At 33.7% G+C, this 16,536-nt stretch carries 15 protein-coding genes and 3 tRNA genes; 12 read left to right on the forward strand and 6 right to left on the reverse strand.

From position 1 onward, the window contains the following. Positions 1-41: 41 nt before the first annotated feature. The 4 genes from AC2DGP_RS12815 to AC2DGP_RS12830 form a co-directional block, all read right to left on the reverse strand. Positions 42-127, reverse strand: a tRNA-Leu gene (locus AC2DGP_RS12815). Positions 128-139: 12 nt separating this feature from the next. Next, positions 140-214 (reverse strand) — tRNA-Gly (locus AC2DGP_RS12820). A gap of 87 nt (positions 215-301) precedes the next feature. Beyond that, on the reverse strand, positions 302-2,371 hold the full coding sequence (locus AC2DGP_RS12825; protein WP_484490458.1) for a LamG domain-containing protein: 2,070 nt from the start codon (positions 2,369-2,371) through the stop codon (positions 302-304). Between the two features lie 221 nt (positions 2,372-2,592). Further along, positions 2,593-2,678: transfer RNA gene (locus AC2DGP_RS12830), tRNA-Leu, on the reverse strand. 232 nt (positions 2,679-2,910) lie between these two features. Here AC2DGP_RS12830 and cyoE point away from each other — a divergent pair. From cyoE to AC2DGP_RS12870, 8 genes are all read left to right on the forward strand, one after another. Continuing rightward, the gene (gene cyoE / locus AC2DGP_RS12835) at positions 2,911-3,822 is read left to right on the forward strand and encodes a heme o synthase (protein WP_484490459.1); all 912 of its coding nucleotides are present in this window, start codon (positions 2,911-2,913) and stop codon (positions 3,820-3,822) included. 15 nt (positions 3,823-3,837) lie between these two features. After that, on the forward strand, positions 3,838-4,419 hold the full coding sequence (locus AC2DGP_RS12840) for a cytochrome c oxidase subunit 3 (RefSeq protein ID WP_484490460.1): 582 nt from the start codon (positions 3,838-3,840) through the stop codon (positions 4,417-4,419). A gap of 56 nt (positions 4,420-4,475) precedes the next feature. Further along, a complete protein-coding gene (locus tag AC2DGP_RS12845) occupies positions 4,476-5,453 on the forward strand; it encodes a cytochrome c oxidase subunit 3 (protein WP_484490461.1) in 978 nt (325 codons plus the stop codon). Between the two features lie 55 nt (positions 5,454-5,508). Continuing rightward, positions 5,509-5,853, forward strand: coding sequence for a cytochrome C oxidase subunit IV family protein (locus tag AC2DGP_RS12850; RefSeq protein ID WP_300325091.1), 345 nt, complete (start codon positions 5,509-5,511; stop codon positions 5,851-5,853). A gap of 94 nt (positions 5,854-5,947) precedes the next feature. Then, a complete protein-coding gene (locus tag AC2DGP_RS12855; RefSeq protein WP_484490462.1) occupies positions 5,948-6,601 on the forward strand; it encodes a hypothetical protein in 654 nt (217 codons plus the stop codon). Next, complete coding sequence (locus tag AC2DGP_RS12860) at positions 6,602-7,240, forward strand: SCO family protein (RefSeq protein WP_484490463.1); 639 nt, start codon at positions 6,602-6,604, stop codon at positions 7,238-7,240. Between the two features lie 3 nt (positions 7,241-7,243). Continuing rightward, positions 7,244-7,759 (forward strand): DUF420 domain-containing protein, encoded by a 516-nt coding sequence (locus tag AC2DGP_RS12865; protein WP_484490464.1) that lies wholly within the window; start codon positions 7,244-7,246, stop codon positions 7,757-7,759. An 8-nt stretch (positions 7,760-7,767) separates the two neighbouring features. Further along, on the forward strand, positions 7,768-7,977 hold the full coding sequence (locus tag AC2DGP_RS12870; protein WP_484490465.1) for a hypothetical protein: 210 nt from the start codon (positions 7,768-7,770) through the stop codon (positions 7,975-7,977). Positions 7,978-8,039: 62 nt separating this feature from the next. On the opposite strand, the gene AC2DGP_RS12875 is transcribed toward AC2DGP_RS12870, so the two are convergent. Next, on the reverse strand, positions 8,040-10,070 hold the full coding sequence (locus AC2DGP_RS12875; protein WP_484490466.1) for a M3 family metallopeptidase: 2,031 nt from the start codon (positions 10,068-10,070) through the stop codon (positions 8,040-8,042). 18 nt (positions 10,071-10,088) lie between these two features. Next, positions 10,089-11,165 (reverse strand): molybdopterin-synthase adenylyltransferase MoeB, encoded by a 1,077-nt coding sequence (gene moeB / locus AC2DGP_RS12880; RefSeq protein WP_484490467.1) that lies wholly within the window; start codon positions 11,163-11,165, stop codon positions 10,089-10,091. A 313-nt stretch (positions 11,166-11,478) separates the two neighbouring features. On the opposite strand from moeB, the gene AC2DGP_RS12885 reads away from it, so the two are divergent. The 4 genes from AC2DGP_RS12885 to infB all read left to right on the forward strand — a co-directional run bounded on the left by AC2DGP_RS12885 (position 11,479) and on the right by infB (position 16,534). After that, positions 11,479-11,679: a hypothetical protein gene (locus tag AC2DGP_RS12885; RefSeq protein ID WP_484490468.1), complete on the forward strand. Its 201-nt coding sequence runs from the start codon at positions 11,479-11,481 to the stop codon at positions 11,677-11,679. A gap of 222 nt (positions 11,680-11,901) precedes the next feature. Further along, complete coding sequence (gene rimP / locus AC2DGP_RS12890; RefSeq protein ID WP_484490469.1) at positions 11,902-12,363, forward strand: ribosome assembly cofactor RimP; 462 nt, start codon at positions 11,902-11,904, stop codon at positions 12,361-12,363. A 13-nt stretch (positions 12,364-12,376) separates the two neighbouring features. Beyond that, positions 12,377-13,627 (forward strand): transcription termination factor NusA, encoded by a 1,251-nt coding sequence (gene nusA / locus AC2DGP_RS12895; protein WP_484490470.1) that lies wholly within the window; start codon positions 12,377-12,379, stop codon positions 13,625-13,627. Positions 13,628-13,744: 117 nt separating this feature from the next. Next, positions 13,745-16,534, forward strand: a complete 2,790-nt coding sequence (infB, locus tag AC2DGP_RS12900) for a translation initiation factor IF-2 (protein ID WP_484490471.1) — start codon at positions 13,745-13,747, stop codon at positions 16,532-16,534. Positions 16,535-16,536 lie beyond the last annotated feature (2 nt).

The following is a 16,536-nucleotide window of genomic DNA, read 5'->3' on the forward strand; positions in this document are numbered from 1 at the left end:
CTGAATAAAAAAGCCTGTCAACAAAAAGTTAACAGGCTTCGTACTCGAGATGGGACTTGAACCCATACGGACCTTACAGTCCACTGGATTTTAAGTCCAGCGTGTCTACCAATTCCACCACTCGAGCATTGGAATGATATGGAGCGAAAGACGGGATTTGAACCCGCGACCCTCACCTTGGCAAGGTGATGCTCTACCCCTGAGCTACTTTCGCATTTTTTATGCGAGTGCAAATATAAAATTTATTTCAAAAGTTCGCGTCTTTTTTTAGCTTTTTTTGACCAGATTATTTTTACTTTCTCTAGTGGTATGGGGTGTAAGAGCTAAATTCTACATCAAAAGATTTGTTTAGTAAATCTAGATGGTTCTTGCAGAAGCTGTTGTGGGAAGAGAGGGCTTTTTGGTTTTGATGTGTCGTTATTTGCGCTTTTATCAAGTATTCTATAGCTGGTTTAGAAAGGGAATCTAACGTAAGCCATAGTTTTGCCAAATAAATAATTTTATTCCAGTCTTTATTGAGGATACAGCTTTTAATGTTTTTATGAACATTAGATGTTAAATTATCCTGTAGTGGTCTTAATAATAAATCAAAATTATGCGTGTAAATAGTTTTGTCAAATGTTAATTTGTGTAACTGCTCAATTGTATTCCATTGAGAAAATAATTGATCTATTGAAAGGATATCAATAAAAATAGCGTCAGAAACTTCAATCTGCCATGTTTTATTCTTGTACTCTAATGTGAGTCCTTCAATATTTTTTAAAATACCTCTAAGTCTATGGATGTTTGTACTTCTATTGTTTTTTTGTTGAGAGTTTGTTTCGTTGGGCCAAAGGGCTTCAGACATTTCGGTAGAGCTGATATGACGTTTGAAAATTTTAGGGTAGATTAAAATAATTAAAAATAATCTAATCAGTGTAGGAGCAAATTCATTTGAGAAATTTTCTGAATTAGCATTGTAGGCTCTAAACTTCTCTAAAAAATAGATCGCATTTTTTAAGGGTAGTTTAGGGAGTTCGTGAATTGCAGGTTTGATTGAAATTTGACTAGTTTTGTTGATGAGGTTGTTCTTTTTTCGAAAGAGCTTTAAACATACGAGTGTTAAAAAAACGATTAAAATAATCACAGAAATCGTTAAAGTTGTTGTGTACTGTTGCTTTGAGGAAATTTCAATGTTGTTCTTGTAGATTTTTTCAATTTCAGCATCTGATAATTTTCTGTCCCATAAAGCAATTTCTTTAATGTTTCCATCGTAATAATTGTTCCAGAAACTTTTGCCTATTTCTAAATAAGTGGCTTTTCCAGTATTTTGATAAATCTGTTTGCTGTCTGTTTTTTTTCCATTGATATAAAAATCAATGAGGTGATTGTAATTTAAAGATATGGCTAGATGGGTCCATTCTTTGGTGTTTATATTTTTAGGAGGATTCGCTAAGATGCCATAATTTAAAGGAACGCTAAACCATAGTTTGCCCGTTTTTGGTAAATAGCGAAGTGAAAAATCGCTATTTCCTACAAGAGCCATTATTCTATCTTTGTCGCTAGGTTTTACCCAAAGAGAAATAGTCTGTTGATGGCCAAACTTCACATTTTCGAATTTTAGGTAAGATGTTTTATGCGTAAACAGCGCAGATCCAATTCCATTATTGTCGCTTTCGAAGGAAATATTTTTTTCACTTAATAATTTTGATTTTGTTGCTGCTTTGTTTTGAAGATTCGTTTCAAGAGGAAGGTATAGGTTAAGTGCAAAATCTATAGCTGGAGATTTTAAGGAAGTCATGTAAACCTCCATCATTTCTTTTTCAGAAATGGCGCGATTCCAAGTTTGTAATTTGTCTAAAAACCCCTCTGCGTTAATATCATATTTATCCGTTCCTATATAGGTTTTTCCTTTTCTCTTCCACCAATTATTTTTGATGCTGTCTTGTAAAATACAATCACCATTCAAGAAAATTTTTAATCGACCCTTTGTGTTTAAAGTAAAGCCTATATGTTGCCAACGATTTTCAGAAAGAACCGCTTTTGTTTCTGTGTCTTTTAAGTTGAAATGATTGAACTGTATTTGTTGGTTAGAGAGATACCGCAGGTAAAAATTATTTTCTTCTCCATAGATAGTTCCTGGATGTAGTTCTATGTTTTGTGGTTTGATCCAAAAAGCAACAGAAATATTTTTATCGCGTTGGGAGTTGATAGAAAGTGGATTCGTTTTGTTGTTGAATTTCACAACTTTTCCTCGGGTTTCATCCTCTGTAAAAACGCTTAGGTTGATGTCATTGTTGTTCGCTATTTCAAAAAGATTTTTGTTAAATGTCAAGTCGTTTTCAAAATATTGTGCATAACCACTAAAGTCAATCCATAATATAAAGAGCAAGGATGTTAAAAAAGAAATTGGTTTTAGGAACATAGAATCAAGAAAATCCAAAAATAAGATTGGTATAAAAGTAAAATATTTAAACTAAATGCACAATTTGTAAAATATGGGTAGTTTTATGTTGAAAAGGAATCTTGTTATACGGTAGAAATAGAACTAAATGTTATCAAGAAAAATCTGCAAAATAAAAAAGCCTGTCAACAAAAAGTTAACAGGCTTCGTACTCGAGATGGGACTTGAACCCATACGGACCTTACAGTCCACTGGATTTTAAGTCCAGCGTGTCTACCAATTCCACCACTCGAGCGTGGCGATTTTGATTGCTCAAATTCGGTTGCAAAGATACATGATATTTGTTACTAGAAAACAAAAAATAAATATATTTTTTAATCAACTGAATCACTGTCTTTTATAGTGTTTTTGATTGTTTTTTATAAGAGTAAGAGTACTTGATATTTCTTAGAGCTTATCAATTTTGGAATTTTTGATGGTCAATACGTAAGAAAGAAATATCTTTGCAAAAATTTTAATTCAAGGAAATGGGATCCGTTGTTGAGGAAGTAGAGCAAAGTGAAAAATCTTCTACGTTGGTGAGTGATTTTAAGCAGCTTACAAAGATGGGCTTGTCTATGAGTGTTGTGTTTTCATCTGTTGCAGGTTATCTGTTGGCAGTTGATAATGACGCCATTTCATATTATGTGATTTTTTTACTTGCCATAGGGGGGTATTTTATGGTGGGAGCTTCCAATGCTTTTAATCAAATTATTGAAAGGAATACAGATGCCTTAATGAAGCGAACAAAAAATCGTCCAATTCCTGCAGGAAGAATGTCTGTGAGAACGGCATTGGTGATTGCGGTAAGTTTTACAATTTTTGGTATTGCAATTTTATACTCTATTAATCCTAAGAGTGCTTTGTTTGGTGCGATATCAATTTTTCTATACACAAGCGTTTACACTCCATTAAAGCCTGTCACTCCTTTGTGCGTTTTTGTGGGAGCATTTCCAGGGGCAATTCCTTTTATGTTAGGTTGGGTTGCTGCAACAAATAATTTTGGAGTAGAAGCTGGTTTTTTGTTTTTGATTCAGTTTTTTTGGCAGTTTCCTCATTTTTGGGCTATTGGATGGTTGCAAGATGAAGAATACAAAAAAGCGGGTTTCAATATGCTGCCAATGGGAAAAAAAGACAACGGTGCAGTAAGACAAATCATACTTTATACAATTATTATGATTTTAGTTTCTATAGCGCCTGTTTTAAAGTTAACAGGTAGTTTTTATATATATCCATTAACAGCTGTGGTGATATTCATGTTAGGAGCAAGTATGTTGTTTTATGCGGTAAAGATGTTGAAGGATCATAGCAGAGAAATGGCAAGAAAATTAATGCTTTCAAGCGTATTGTATATTACGGTTGTGCAGGTGATATATGTGATAGATAAATTTTTACATTAAAGATAATTAGTGACTATGGACAATACTGTAGATTTAGAATTAAGAGAAGGTAGAAGAAAAGGAGCAAAACCGATGATGTGGATTTCAATGGTTAGTATGACTATGATGTTTGCTGGGTTGACAAGTGCTTATGTTATTAGTAGTAACAGAGAGGATTGGGTGAGTTTTGATTTGCCAACTGCATTCCAATGGAGTACCATTTGTATTCTATTGAGTAGTGTGACTTATTTTATTGCAAAGAAAACTGCAAAAAAAGGGAATAAAACAATGACAACAATCATGTTGTTGATCACTTTAGTCCTTGGATTAGGGTTTGTCTATGGTCAATTTCAAGGATTTCATGAATTACAAGACATGGGATTGTATTTTACAGGACCCAAAAGTGCGGTGTCATCTAGTATGTTAATGGTAATTGTTTTTGCTCATATTTTACACGTTGCGGTAGGATTAATATCTTTATTAGTAGTGTTTTACAAGCAGATTCGAGGACTGTATACAATGGACGATACTCTAGGGTTAGAGCTAGGAGAAATATTTTGGCATTTCTTAGATTTATTATGGATAGGCTTATTTTGCTTTTTCTATTTTAATACTTAATTAAAATTGTTATTTTTGCCAACTAATTAGAATTATACATTAATTAAACGAAATTTATGGGAGCAAATATTGCTGATCAAAATGAAGGTAAAACGTGGGACGGTGGTTCTACAAGACCTATGGGAGCTAGTTATGGAAAAATGATGATGTGGTTTTTCATCGTTTCTGATGCATTAACATTTTCAGGATTCCTTGCCGCTTACGGTTTGACAAGATTTAAATTTATTGACGTTTGGCCTATCGCAGATGAGGTGTTTACTCACTTTCCGTTTATGCATGGGACACACGCTCCGATGTATTACGTTGCTTTGATGACGTTTATTTTGATCTTCTCTTCTGTAACAATGGTATTGGCAGTGGATGCAGGTCACAACATGAATAAGAAAAAGGTGACTTTTTACATGTTCTTGACAATTATTGGAGGTATTATTTTTGTTGGTTCTCAAGCATGGGAATGGAAAAATTTCATTCAAGGTTCTTATGGAGCGGTTCAGTTAAAAGATGGTAAGATTGTTCAATTTGCAGAAAATGGACATCAAATTGCCTTAGCTGACTTTGTAACTTCTCATCCTAAAGAAAGAGTTGATCATACAAGACATAATGGTTTGTGGTTTGAATCAGGTGATGCAAACCCTACTTATACAGTAGAAGAAGTGGTTGCTTCTTTTAAAGCAAATCCTCATGTAAACTTAAGAATAGAGAAGATTGATCCTGAGACTAAAAAGAAAGTAATAGTTTCTAGAAGTGAAGGATTGAAATATTTATCTCAAGCAGCAAGAGTTGTTGAAGGAGCTAATCTAGAAGTAAACGAATATGGAAGTAGTCAATTCGCAGATTTCTTTTTCTTTATTACAGGTTTTCACGGTTTCCACGTATTCTCAGGAATTGTACTTAATATTATCATTTTCTTTAATGTTATCATTGGTACTTACGAAAAAAGAGGTCACTACGAAATGGTTGAGAAAGTTGGTTTATACTGGCACTTTGTCGATTTAGTATGGGTATTTGTATTTACATTCTTCTACCTAGTTTAATAATTAATAAAAAATATAGCAGTTCGTTTTTTCGAATCTGATAAATAAATATAAAATGGGAAACGCAGCAGATCATAAAGCATTAATTTGGAAAGTTTTTGGAATACTTTCTGCAATTACAATTGTGGAAGTAGCATTAGGTATTGTTAAGCCAGAGTTTTTATTTACAACTCAGTTTTTAGGTACCTCTTTATTAAACTCTTTATTTTTAATCTTGACAATTGTTAAAGCTTACTATATTGTTTGGTACTTTATGCACTTAGGAGATGAGAAAAAGAATTTTAAATACTCTATAGTATTACCATTAGTTATTTTGATTCCTTATTTGGCTACATTGCTAATTATCGAAGGAAGTTATGTACATGATGTTTTAGCACCTTACATAAACTGGAAATACTAATACCTAGTATGTAAAAAAATAAAAGAAAAAGGTGGTTTATCCGCCTTTTTTTGGATTCAATAAGTATTGGATCCCTTAAAGATATGATTCTATTATGAGTGAAAAATCCAATCAGACCAAAAAAATAATAATACTGTTCAGTACATTTATTGTTCCGTTGTTGTTCTTCTTGTTTTTGGCTTCCGGTAAAGTGAATTTTAATAAACTACCTATCATAACAGAAAAGGTTTCTAATCTTAAGGGAGAAATTCCTTTTAGGAATAAAGTATCAGTGCTGTCTATATTAGGGGAGGAGCCTAGTGTGGGGACTTATCAAAATATATTGAATCTATATCAGGTAATTTATAAAAGTACCGAGAAGTATAAAAATTTTCAAGTCATTACTATTGTTCCTAAGTCAGGAAAAAAAAATATTGAGAGACTTCAAAAGGAATTATCTAAAGTAGGAGGTGTTGATTTGCCGAAATGGGAATATCTAGTACTTTCTGAAGAACAGATTCAAGATCTTGTAACCAGTTTTGGTATTCCTTCGGTATCTTATGATACATCTGTTGGTTTAGAGAAGGTTTTTATTATTGATGAATCAATGAATTTGAGAGGTAGAACGGATGATGAAGACACCGATTCGGGTTTACTTTATAGTTATGATACCAAATCAGTTTCTGTCTTAAAGAATAAGTTGAGGGAAGATTTGAAAGTTGTTTTTTATGAATCTAAGTTTGCTGTTAAAGAACCTAAATTGAATTAAATGAAGAATAATTATTCTTATGCAGGGGTTGCTTTTATTATCTTGATTTTTGGAATCTGGGGAGTAAATGAATTGGGTAATAGAACCCAAAAAAGATCGCTTGTAAAATTTGAGAAAGTGCCGGATTTTGAATTTGTAAATCAAAAAAATGTACTAATATCGAATTCTTATTATGAGGGAAAGGTTTATGTGGTTGAGTTCTTTTTTACGACTTGTCCTACCATTTGCCCTATCATGACGCAAAACACGGTATTGTTGCAGAATAAATTTTATGGCAACCCAAAGTTTGGAATTGCATCGATAAGTATTAATCCAAAACATGATACACCGGAGGTGATGAAAGCTTATGCGGATGAAAAAGGAGCAACCATGGAAAATTGGAATTTTTTAACAGGTGATGAAAGGGCAGTGTTTTCATTCTCTAATGAGGGTTTCAAACTATACGCAGGTAAAAATGATGATGTAGAAGGTGGTTTTGAACATTCTGGTCTGTTTGCTCTAGTAGACAAAGAGGGGTACATTCGTTCAAGAACAGTTAAAATGGGTGATAATGAAAATCCTATAAAGTTTTACGATGGTTTAGATATTGATGCAATAGAGATGTTAAAAGAAGATATTAAATTATTATTAGAAGAATAAGTTATGAGTGCAGAAAAAAAATATAACAAGTTGATTGTGGTATTGTCAGTTGCGATTCCGTTGGCGGTAGCAGTTTTGTTTGGAGTGAAGATTGATTTAGAGTTGCCTGTATTTTTACCACCTATTTATGCTAGCATCAATGCAATTACGGCCTTATTGTTGGTTTTGGCTGTATTGGCAGTAAAAAAGGGGGATATCAAGAAACATGAATTGATAATGAAAATTGCCATTGCTTGTTCCTTAGTTTTTTTGGTGTTGTATGTTTTGTATCATATGACTTCAGACTCTACGAAATATTTAGGTGAAGGTTTTATGAAATATGTGTATTATGCAATATTAATAAGTCATATAGTGTTGTCTATAGCTGTAATTCCTTTTGTGTTGATTACGTATGTACGTGGAATAACCAATCAAATTGAATTGCATAAAAAGATTGCGAAATATACCTTTCCTTTATGGTTGTATGTTGCAGTAACAGGTGTTGTTGTGTATTGGATGATTTCACCTTATTACATTTAAACGTTGACATGAAAAAAGGTCTGTTTTTTTTACTTATGATGCCTACTTGGTTTGCTCAAGCACAGTGTGCTATGTGTAAAGCTGTTGTAGAAAGTGGTGATCAAGGAATGGCAGAGGGCGTTAACGATGGAATTATGTATTTAATGATATTTCCATATATACTTGTTGCGGCTCTTGGTTATGCTTTGTATAGGTATAAAAAGAAGCAGGCTAAATAGTTTCTTAAAAATAAAAAAGCCCTATCAATTTTGATAGGGCTTTTTTGTTTTTAAGCGTTGTATTAAAGTAAACCGGCTCTTTTTAATAGAGCATCAGAATTTGGTTTTTTACCTCTAAAGGCAACATATAAATCCATTGGTTTTTGAGTGCCTCCCTGTGAGAGAACAGTTTCTTTAAACTTTGTTCCGATTTCTTTATTGAATATTCCTTCTTGTTTAAAATATTCAAAAGCATCAGCATCTAATACTTCTGCCCATTTATAGGAATAATACCCTGCAGAATAGCCTCCTTGGAATATATGAGAGAAAGAAGTGCTCATACAGTTTTCAGCTATGTCTGGATATAATTGTGTATCCGAAAAAGATTGTTGTTCGAACTCTTTTACATCCAGTTGGTCAAAATTAATTTCGCTTTGCGAATGCCATGACATGTCTAATAATCCAAAGCTTAATTGACGTAAAGTTTGCATTCCTTCTAAAAAGGTTGCTGCTTCCTTGATTTTGTTGATTAAGTTCATTGGAATTATTTCTCCCGTTTCATAATGTTTAGCAAATAATTTTAAAACATCTTCTTCATAGCACCAATTTTCAAAGATCTGACTTGGTAGTTCTACAAAATCCCAAGAAACACTTGTTCCCGATAAACTAGCATATGTTGTGTTTGCTAGCATTCCATGTAAGCCATGGCCAAATTCATGGAATAGGGTAGTTACTTCGTTAAAGGTGAGTAAAGAGGGTTTTGTAGCTGTCGGTTTGGTAAAGTTACAAACGTTTGAGATATGGGGTCTACTATTAACACCGTCTTTCATAGATTGTCCTTTATAAGAGGTCATCCATGCACCGTTTCTTTTTCCTTCTCTAGGAAAAAAATCGGCGTAAAAAATTGCAACGTATGCGTTATTTTCATCTGTTACCTTATAAGTCGTTACCTCCTCATGGTAGGTGTCAATATCAAAAACTTCCTCAAATTGTAATCCGAATAATTTATTAGCAACGGTAAAGGCACCGTTTAAAACATTCTCCAGTTTGAAATAAGGTTTTATCGCTTCTTCATCAAAATCAAATAATTCTTTCTTTAGTTTTTCGGAATAGTAAGCACCGTCCCATTTTTGTAAATCAGTGATTCCATCTTTTTGAGCAAATTCACTTAACTTATCAAATTCTTTTTGAGCGGCAGGCTTTGCCTTGTTCAGAAGTTCGTGAGAGAAATTTAAGACAGTTTCAGGTGTTTCCGCCATTCTCTCTTCTAACACATAATGAGCATGCGTGTCGTATCCTAATAATTGAGCACGTTTAAGTCTTAAGCTAACAATTTTTTTTACAATCTCTTGATTGTCAAATTCATTTCTTTGAAAAGCCTTTTTACCAAAAGCAATGGCCATTTCTTTTCTTAATTCACGGTTGTCTATGTAAGTCATAAAAGGAATGTAGCTAGGGTAATCTAGTGTAAATAACCAGCCTTCCTTTTCTTTTTGCTGGGCAGTTTGCTTTGCTGCTTCAAGTGCTCCCTCAGGCAATCCTTTTAATTGATGAATATCAGTGATGTGTAACTCAAAAGCATTTGTTTCAGCTAAAGAATTTTCGCCAAATTGTAAAGATAGTTTAGAGAGTTTCATGTCGATCTCTCTTAGAGTATCCCTGTCTTTACCTTTTAAATTAGCTCCGTTTCTAGAAAATCCTTTGTATTGTTTTTCTAAAAGCATGGTTTCTTCGCTAGTAAGATTTAAGTTTAATTGATTATCATAAACTGATTTTACTTTTTGAAATAATGTTTCATTCAGTCTGATGTCATTTGAAAATTGAGATAAAAGAGGCGAAACCTCCTGCGCAATTTTCTGTATGGTATCGTTGGTTTCAGCAGAATTTAAGTTGAAAAAAATACTTGAAATTCTATCCAATAGTTTTCCTGAATTTTCTAATGCCTCCGTTGTGTTTTTAAAATTAGGCGCATCAGTGTTTTTTGTAATGCTCTCAATCTCTTGTTTTGCAATGGTTATTGCTTTTTCAAAAGCAGGTTTGAAATGCTCGTTTTCTATTTTAGAAAAAGGAGCTGTTTCATATGGTGTGTTAAATTCTTTTAATAGTGGATTCATGAATTTTAGGGTGTTTTTTTATTGAGATCTTCTCCAGGCATCTACACCTCCTTGAAGACTTTTTATGTTTTTATTTGGGTATTTTTCTAACAGTAATTTAACTCCAACAAGACTTCTTTGTCCAACTTGACAGTATAGAATAATATTTTCCTTATTGTCGAAAAAATCAAAACGCTGTTGCAATTGATGTAATGGAATATGTTCTCCTCCAATGTTGAAGTTTTCACGTTCCATTAACTTTCTTACATCAACTAAAGTAATATTATGTTTTTTAAGTTCCAATGTCAATTCACTGCTGGAAATTTCAAGACTAGATTCTTTTTCTATTCCGCAGAAAATATCATAATCAATCAATTCTTTGATTTCTATTGTTGGATTTTTCGGGAATTTTAAAATGTTTTGTTGAAGGTTTAAAGCGTTCATGGAGAGTAATTTTCCGCTAAGAACATTCCCTAAATCGCAGATTATTTTTATCGTTTCATTTGCTTGTAGACAGCCAATAATTCCTGGTAGCACCCCTAAAACTCCAACATCGGAACAATTTGGAATACTGTTTGCACTAGGTGGTTCGGGAAATAAACATCGATAGGTAGGTCCATTTTTATAATTGAACACACTTACTTGACCTTCAAATTTAAATATGGCACCAAAGACCAGGGGACGATTTGTTAAAACCGCAGCGTCATTTGTTAAATATCTTGTTTGGAAATTATCTGAACCATCAACAATGATATCATAATCAGAAAATAGTTTCAAAGCATTTTCAGAAGATAGAAAACTGATGTAGGTGTTAAATGTAATGAAAGGGTTTAGTCTTTTTAATCTATCAGCGGCGACTTGTGCTTTGGGTTTGCCGATATCGTCAATAGTAAATAAAATTTGTCTTTGTAGATTGCTTTGGTCTACCGTGTCGTTATCAATAATTCCGATGGTTCCAACTCCTGCTGCTGCAAGATATTGTAGTATGGGACATCCTAACCCTCCAGCTCCAACGACTAAGACCTTGCTGAGTTTTAATTTATTTTGACCTTCTACCCCAATAGATTCCAGGATGAAATGTCGATTGTATTGTTTTTTTTCGCCAGTTGAAAACATATATAATTGTTCTGTTTAAGTAACAAGTATTCCATGTTTGATTAGTTTTGTTAATCCGGAATTCTTATTTCAAAAGTACCTATTTTTTGCAATCTATTGAAGTGTTAGCGTGTCTAAAAAAAAATGTGCATAAAACTTTAGTTTTAAGGTAGAAATTTTGTAAATTGCAAGCGTAAATTTCTATGAAAGAAAGTCTTACGAACAGCTATCAAAGTTTGATGTTTATTTTAAATCAAACTATGGATTGAATACTACCCCTTGTTTTAGTTACGGAACAAAACTGTTTCAAAATTTAAAAGTTAAATGTAGTATTATGAAAGCTCAAAACCACCCGCTAAACTCCGAAAAATCTTTAGGAAATGGAATTATTAATTCTATTCAAGAGTACCTTCATGAAAAAGGAGAAGGTTTGAATTTATTTGAGAAAGTTATGTTGACCCTATATAGTATGATGACAATGTTCTTCTTGTTTTCTGCTGTTTATTTGGTTCTTACCAAAGGGTTTAAATTTTAAGAATTTAGCTGCTATTAAAAGCTTATTTAAATATTTATATAAAGTCCAAATTGCACAAGATGCAGTTTGGGCTTTTTTATCCCTGAAATTTAAGTAATTGTTTTTGTTACTTAAGCTGTATCGGTTTTGTATATCCGATAATTGTTGTTATATTTGCACCGTAAAATCGAGATTATTGCAAATGAAGGGGGACTTACAAGTCTCCTTTTTTTATACTAGAAGATGAATAAAGAGCTTGTTGAACAATTAGTAAATGACGCATTGGGTGAAGATAGCCCGCTGTTTTTAATTAGTTTAGAGTTGTTGCCAGATAGTAAAATATCAATAATTATTGATGGTGACCAAGGAGTTCCACTTAATGAATGTATTAGGATAAGTAGGGCTGTTGAAGGTGAGCTGGATAGAGAGGAAGAAGACTTTAGTTTAGAAGTTAGTACTCCAGATATTACAAAACCTTTGCTAGTGTTTAGACAATATAAGAAAAACATTGGTAGAACCCTTTCTGTGAAAACAGCAGAAGGTAAATATGAAGGAAAGTTGGTTGAAGTTATTGGAGAAGATATAGTGTTAAACTGGTCTGCAAGAGAACCAAAGCCAATAGGAAAAGGTAAAGTAACGGTTGAGAAATCTGTAACTTTAGCATATAATAGTATAGTAGAAGCAAAAGTGAAGCTAATTTTTTAAGTAGTAAGGTGAAATGGAAAATATAGATTTAATAAATTCATTTTCAGAGTTTAAAGATGATAAGAGTATTGATAGGGTAACCTTGATGTCTATTTTAGAGGAAGTTTTTAGAGCCGCATTAAAACGTAAGTTTGGTTCTGATGATAACTTTGATATTATTATCAATCCAGATAAAGGAGATTTAGAGATTTGGAGAAATAGAGTTGTTGTTGCTGATGGTTTTTCAGAAGACGATAATGAGGAAATTGAATTAAGTGAAGCTAGAAAAATTGAGCCTGATTTTGAAATTGGCGAGGATGTTTCTGAGGAAGTGAAATTATTTCAATTAGGAAGAAGAGCTATTTTGGCTTTACGTCAAAACTTGATTTCTAAAATATACGAGCATGATAGTACAAATATCTTCAAGCAATTTAAGGAGTTAGAAGGAGATTTGTATTCTGCTGAAGTACATCATATAAAGCACAATGCTATCATTCTTTTAGATGATGAAGGAAATGAATTGGTATTGCCGAAAAGTGAACAAATCCGTTCAGATTTCTTTAGAAAAGGTGAATCTGTTAGAGGGGTAATTAAAAGTGTTGAGTTAAGAGGAAACAAACCAGTGATCATTTTGTCTAGAACTGCACCAGGATTCTTAACGAAATTATTTGAGCAAGAAATTCCTGAGGTTTTCGATGGTTTGATTACTATTGAAGGAGTAGCAAGAATACCAGGTGATAAAGCAAAAGTTGCTGTGGATTCTTATGATGATAGAATTGATCCTGTTGGAGCATGTGTCGGAATGAAAGGATCAAGAATTCATGGAATTGTTCGTGAGTTGGGTAATGAAAATATTGATGTAATCAATTATACTAAAAATACAGAATTATTTATTGCAAGAGCTTTGAGCCCTGCAAAAATAGTTTCTATGACTATCAAACAAGAGCCAGAAGAAGGTAAAAAAGGTAGAGTAGATGTGTTTTTACGTCCTGAGGAAGTGTCAAGAGCAATTGGTAGAGGAGGAGTAAATATTCGTCTTGCAAGTGAGCTTACAGGTTTTGAAATTGATGTGCAAAGAGAAGGTGTTGAAGACGAGGATGTTGAATTGACGGAATTCTCTGATGAAATAGAATCATGGGTAATTGAAGAATTCAAAAAGATTGGTTTAGATACTGCTAGAAGCGTATTGGATAAAGACGTGGATGAGTTAGTGAAGAGAACAGATCTAGAGGAGGAAACAATTTTAGATGTTCAAAGAGTTCTTAGAGAAGAATTTGAATCATAAGTACCGTGAGTAACGAGTTTCGTGAGAAACGCAATTTAAATAGATTATAGAATACAGAATAGTTGGCTAATTTATGAGCCAAAATAGATTAAGTAACTATTCAACAATTAAATAGATATGGCTGAAAATAAAACAATACGACTCAACAAAGTTCTTAGGGAACTTAACATATCATTAGATAGGGCTGTTGAGCACTTGGCAAGCAAAGGAGTGGAAGTAGAGGCAAGACCTACTACTAAGATCTCTAATGAGATTTATGAAGTCTTATTGGATGGTTTTCAGACTGACAAGAATAAAAAAGCTGCTTCAAAAGAAGTAGGTGAGGAGAAGAAGAAAGAAAAGGAAGAACTTCGTTTGGCACAGGAGGCTGAGTTGGAGAAAAAACGTCAGTTGGATGAATCTCGTAGAGCTGTGGTAAAGGCAAAAGCTGAAAAGCTTGAGTTAAAAACAGTTGGAAAGATTGATGTTCCTGGTGCAACGAAAGCAGAGGAAAAACCAGTTGTTGAAGAAAAGAAAGAAGAGGTAAAGGAAACTGAGGCAAAACCAGTTGAGGTTGTTGCAGAAGAAAAGCCTGTTGAAGAGGTAAAGGTAGAGGCGAAAGTTGAAAAGCCTGTTGCTCCTGTTAAAAAGGAAAATATAGCTCCTAAAGCAATTGATCAAGCTCAAGAATTTGTGGAAGCGAAACCAACGCCTAAAAAGCAAGAGGTTAAAGAAGAAGTAAATCCTGAAGAAGCTGAAAAATTAACAACGCAATACAAAAAGTTAGATGGTCCTAAATTAACAGGCACTGTAATTGACTTAAAACAATTTGAGCGTCCAAAGAAAAAGAAGGAAGAAGCGAAACCTGCTAATGGTGGTGCTGCTAAAGCTAAAAGAAAAAGAATTGTAAAACCTGCTAATCATTCACCAAGACCTGGTGGTGGCGGTGGTAATAGAGGTAACTTCAATAAAGGTAGAGGAAGGAATCAAAGACCTGCTCCAGCCGTTAAGAAAGAAGAGCCTACAGAAGCAGAAGTACAAAAACAAGTACGTGAAACTCTTGAGAGATTACAAGGTAAATCTAGTAAAAACAAAGGAGCGAAGTACAGAAGAGATAAAAGAGATTTACACCGTCAACAATCTGATATTGATCAGGAGTTAGCGGCTCAAGATAGCAAAATCCTAAAAGTTACTGAGTTTGTAACTGTAGGTGAAGTTGCTACAATGATGGATGTATCTCCAACTCAAATCATTTCTGCATGTATGACATTAGGAATGATGGTAACCATGAATCAAAGATTGGATGCTGAAACGATTTCTATTGTAGCAGAAGAGTTTAACTATACTGTTGAATTTATTGGTGCAGAAGTTGAAGAAGGAATTCAAGAAGAAGTGGATTCTGAGGAAGATTTAACTACAAGAGCTCCAATTATTACGGTAATGGGACACGTAGATCATGGTAAAACATCTTTATTGGATTATATCCGTAAAGCAAATGTTATTGCTGGTGAATCTGGAGGAATTACACAACATATTGGTGCTTACTCTGTGGAATTATCAGGAGGTCAAAGAATCGCATTCTTGGATACACCGGGTCACGAGGCCTTTACTGCCATGAGAGCACGTGGAGCGCAGGTTACCGATTTAGTGATTATTGTAATTGCTGCTGATGATGATGTAATGCCACAAACAAAAGAGGCAATTAGCCATGCACAAGCTGCAGGGGTGCCAATTGTGTTTGCAATAAATAAAATTGACCGTCCAGCTGCGAATCCTGATAATGTGAAGCAACAATTAGCTTCTATGGATTTATTAGTTGAAGACTGGGGTGGTAAAATTCAATCACATGATATCTCTGCGAAAACAGGACAAGGTGTTGATGAATTATTAGAAAAAGTATTGCTTGAGGCTGAGATTTTAGACTTAAAAGCGAATGCTGATAAAAGAGCGACAGGAACTGTTGTTGAGGCTTTATTAGATAAAGGTAGAGGGTATGTTTCTACAATTATGGTGCAAGCGGGTACTTTAAAAATTGGAGATTACGTATTGGCAGGTAGACATAGTGGAAAAGTGAAAGCGATGTTTGACGAAAGAGGTCATAACATTCAAGTTGCTGGTCCTTCAACTCCTGTTTCAATGTTAGGTTTGGACGGAGCACCGCAAGCAGGTGATAAGTTTAATGTATTTGAAGATGAAAGAGAAGCGAAACAAATTGCAACGAAACGTTCTCAATTACAAAGAGAACAATCTGTAAGAACACAGAAACATATTACCTTAGATGAGATTGGTCGTAGAATTGCATTGGGTGACTTTAAGGAGTTGAACATTATCTTGAAAGGGGATGTGGATGGTTCTGTAGAGGCATTGACAGATTCATTCCAGAAATTATCTACAGAAGAAATTCAAGTAAATATTATCCATAAAGGTGTTGGTGCGATTACTGAATCTGATATCTTATTAGCATCTGCTTCAGACGCGATTGTAATTGGATTTAACGTACGTCCTTCTGGAAATGCTAGAATTGTTGCAGATACCGAAGAGGTTGATGTAAGAATGTACTCAATTATCTATGATGCAATCAATGACTTGAAAGATGCAATGGAAGGAATGTTGTCTCCAGATATGAAAGAGGAGATTACAGGTACGGCTGAAATTAGAGAGGTTTATAAAATTTCTAAAGTTGGAAATGTTGCCGGATCTATGGTCTTAACAGGTAAAGTATTTAGAACTTCTAAAGTGAGAGTTATTAGAGATAGTATAGTGGTGTTTACTGGAGAGTTTGCAACATTAAAACGTTTCAAAGATGATGCTAAAGAAGTAGCAAAAGGATACGATTGTGGTATGCAAATCAAAGGATTTAATGATATCAAAGTAAATGATATTATTGAAGCTTACCAAGAAGTAGAAGTGAAGAAGAAATTGAAATAAAA

This window comes from Flavicella sp. IMCC45537, assembly GCF_057197705.1.

Coding starts and splice junctions, on each gene's coding strand:
- AC2DGP_RS12850 (WP_300325091.1), top strand. CDS start 5,509: ATGGGAAACGCAGCAGATCATAAAGCATTAATTTGGAAAGTTTTTGGA.
- AC2DGP_RS12875 (WP_484490466.1), bottom strand. CDS start 10,070: ATGAATCCACTATTAAAAGAATTTAACACACCATATGAAACAGCTCCT.
- AC2DGP_RS12855 (WP_484490462.1), top strand. CDS start 5,948: ATGAGTGAAAAATCCAATCAGACCAAAAAAATAATAATACTGTTCAGT.
- nusA (WP_484490470.1), top strand. CDS start 12,377: ATGGAAAATATAGATTTAATAAATTCATTTTCAGAGTTTAAAGATGAT.
- rimP (WP_484490469.1), top strand. CDS start 11,902: ATGAATAAAGAGCTTGTTGAACAATTAGTAAATGACGCATTGGGTGAA.
- AC2DGP_RS12870 (WP_484490465.1), top strand. CDS start 7,768: ATGAAAAAAGGTCTGTTTTTTTTACTTATGATGCCTACTTGGTTTGCT.
- AC2DGP_RS12865 (WP_484490464.1), top strand. CDS start 7,244: ATGAGTGCAGAAAAAAAATATAACAAGTTGATTGTGGTATTGTCAGTT.
- AC2DGP_RS12840 (WP_484490460.1), top strand. CDS start 3,838: ATGGACAATACTGTAGATTTAGAATTAAGAGAAGGTAGAAGAAAAGGA.
- infB (WP_484490471.1), top strand. CDS start 13,745: ATGGCTGAAAATAAAACAATACGACTCAACAAAGTTCTTAGGGAACTT.
- AC2DGP_RS12845 (WP_484490461.1), top strand. CDS start 4,476: ATGGGAGCAAATATTGCTGATCAAAATGAAGGTAAAACGTGGGACGGT.
- cyoE (WP_484490459.1), top strand. CDS start 2,911: ATGGGATCCGTTGTTGAGGAAGTAGAGCAAAGTGAAAAATCTTCTACG.
- moeB (WP_484490467.1), bottom strand. CDS start 11,165: ATGTTTTCAACTGGCGAAAAAAAACAATACAATCGACATTTCATCCTG.
- AC2DGP_RS12860 (WP_484490463.1), top strand. CDS start 6,602: ATGAAGAATAATTATTCTTATGCAGGGGTTGCTTTTATTATCTTGATT.
- AC2DGP_RS12885 (WP_484490468.1), top strand. CDS start 11,479: ATGAAAGCTCAAAACCACCCGCTAAACTCCGAAAAATCTTTAGGAAAT.